At 63.2% G+C, this 1,929-nt stretch carries 2 protein-coding genes; both read right to left on the bottom strand.

All coding sequences use genetic code 11. The features are described 5' to 3' along the window. Positions 1–2: 2 nt before the first annotated feature. The gene (locus NA637_RS24810) at positions 3–1,148 is read right to left on the bottom strand and encodes an acyl-CoA dehydrogenase family protein (protein WP_256075213.1); all 1,146 of its coding nucleotides are present in this window, start codon (positions 1,146–1,148) and stop codon (positions 3–5) included. 13 nt (positions 1,149–1,161) lie between these two features. Continuing rightward, the coding region (locus tag NA637_RS24805; RefSeq protein ID WP_256075210.1) for a class I adenylate-forming enzyme family protein at positions 1,162–1,929 on the bottom strand (768 nt) is incomplete at its 5' end.

Genomic DNA, 1,929 nt, shown 5'->3' with positions numbered 1-1,929 from the left:
CCTTATAGGCCAAGCTGCCGGGACGCCAGATCGCGCATGATCTCCTCGGCGCCGCCGCCAATGGCGTTGACCCGCACTTCCCGGTAGATACGCTCCGACTTGGGCCCGCGCAGGAAGCCGGCACCACCCAGGGTCTGCACGGCTTCCCGGGCACAGTATTCCATGGTCAGGGTGCTCTGGTTCTTGAGCAGGCACACATCGGCTACCGGGTTCTCGCCCTGCTCGATGCGCCAGGCCAGTTTCTCCAGGTAGGCCTGGCTGGCCTCGATCTTCATGTGCATGTCCGCCAGCTTGTGGCGAACCACCTGGTGCTCGATCAGCGCCCGGCCGAACGTCTGGCGCTGACGGGCATAGTCCACCACCTCCTCATAGGCCGCCCGGGAGAAGCCGATACAACTCGCCGCCATAAAAATACGCTCGGAGTTGAAGTTGTTCATGATGATCTTCGAGCCCTGGTTTTCTTCCCCCAGCAGGTTGCCGACGGGCACCCGGCAGTCGTCGAAGTACAGGGTGGCGGTATCGGAGCACCACCAGCCCATCTTCCGCTCCAGGGGGGTGCGGGTGAAGCCCGGGGTCTCCCGGTCGATCACCAGCAGAGAAATGCCCTTGTGACCCGCCTCGCCGGTGCGTACGGCCACGGTGTAAGTATCCGCCCGCATACCGGAGGTGATGAAGGTCTTGGAGCCGTTGACGATATAGTGGTCACCGTCCCGCCTTGCCGTGGTTTTAAGGGCCGCCACGTCCGAACCACCACCGGGCTCGGTAATCGCCAGGGCGCTGATGGCCTCGCCGGCGAAGATGGGCGGCAGTACCCGTCGCTTCAATGCCTCCGAACCATACTTGACGATCGGCGGCGAACCAATGCCGTGGCTCATCAGGCTGGCGGACAGCCCGCCACAGCCGGCCATGGCGAGCTCCTGGGCGGCGATGATCATGTAGAACAGGTCCGCTTCGATGCCACCGTACTCCTCCGGGTACCCCAGCGGGATCAGGCCGATATCGGCCGCTTTGCGGTAGAGCTCCCGCGGGAACGTGCCGGCCTCGTCCCATTCGATGACAAAGGGCTCGATTTCCTTGCGGACAAAAGCACGCACCGAATCCTGGAAGGCCTCGTGTTCGGCGGTGTAGAACGGACTGCGGGTCGTCATGGATCTTCCTCGGTTATTCCTGCTCGGGCGAGCGGCCGTACTGCCTGCGCAATGCCCGCTTGAGCACCTTGCCGGTGGCGGTGCGGGGCAGCTCTTCGAGTACCGTCAGGTGCTTGGGCACCTTGAAACGGGCCAGGTGTTCGCTGCAGTACGTCTGGATTTCCTCCAGGGTCGGCTCTTCGCCCTCTTTCGGTACCACCAGCGCCATGGGCACCTCGCCCCACTTCTCGTCCGGTACCCCGATCACCGCCACATCCCGGACTTTCGGGTGACGGTAGAGCACCTGCTCCACCTGGGTGGGATAGACGTTCTCGCCGCCGGAAATCAGCATGTCCTTCTTGCGGTCGACGATGTAGTAGAAGCCTTCCTCATCCTGGCGGGCCAGGTCACCACTGTGGAACCAGCCGTTGCGCCACTCCTCGGCCGTGGCGTCGGGGCGGTTCCAGTACTCGCGGAACATGCTGGGGCCACGCAGCACCAGCTCGCCGGTGTCACCGGGCGCTACGTCGTTGTCGTTCACATCGACGATGCGCATCTGCACATGAATCAGTGGCTTGCCCACCGAGCCGTTCTTGCGCACGGCATTTTCGTTATTGAGGACACAGCCGCAGGCGCAGGTTTCGGTCATGCCGAAGCCTTCCAGGAACTGGAATCCGCGTTTCTGGAAGAACTCGATAACCGTGATCGGACAGGGCGCACCGCCGGACAGCAGCACCTTGAGCGCCGACAGGTCATAGTCATCGAAGTCCGGTCGCTGGCTGAGCATGAGCCACATAGCCGG

The sequence above is a fragment of the Stutzerimonas stutzeri genome (assembly GCF_024448935.1).
Classification (GTDB): Bacteria; Pseudomonadota; Gammaproteobacteria; order Pseudomonadales; family Pseudomonadaceae; genus Stutzerimonas; species Stutzerimonas stutzeri_AO.
Note: the sequence above shows the minus strand (reverse complement) of the source record. Positions and strands in the feature narration are given on the sequence as shown.

Excerpts from the sequence above, each read along its gene's own strand:
- NA637_RS24810 (WP_256075213.1), bottom strand. The coding sequence starts at position 1,148 with ATGACGACCCGCAGTCCGTTCTACACCGCCGAACACGAGGCCTTCCAG.